The organism is Streptomyces sp. P17, from assembly GCF_032436805.1.
In the GTDB taxonomy this organism is placed as follows: domain Bacteria; phylum Actinomycetota; class Actinomycetes; order Streptomycetales; family Streptomycetaceae; genus Streptomyces.
Map to the genome: position 1 here is coordinate 1 of NZ_JAVRBF010000744.1, position 276 is coordinate 276.

Sequence of the window (276 nt, forward strand, 5' to 3'; positions counted from 1 at the left end):
GTCAATCTCAACGCCGGGACGTCCGTCAAAGGGGATACCAACGGCATCTCCGTCAATTACAACGGTGATACAAGATTTGCGGAGAACTTCAGCGAGTGGGGACTGACAATCGATGGATCCTCGGTCGCCGGAACCGCAGGGAGTGCGATCCTCGTCACCCGCGGTAGCGGTGACGAGACCGTACGCATCACCGCTCAGAACGGCGCCACGCTCACGGGCGGCAACGGCGTAATGATCGAAGCGCGCGACAACGCCCTGCTCGACTTCACCGCCCGC

The 276-nt window shown here is 61.6% G+C and carries 1 protein-coding gene; it reads left to right on the top strand.

Annotation, left to right across the window (positions count from 1 at the left end; all coding sequences use genetic code 11):
• Positions 1–276: hypothetical protein (locus RMT89_RS42785; protein WP_315889161.1), on the top strand; the 276-nt coding region annotated here is incomplete at both ends.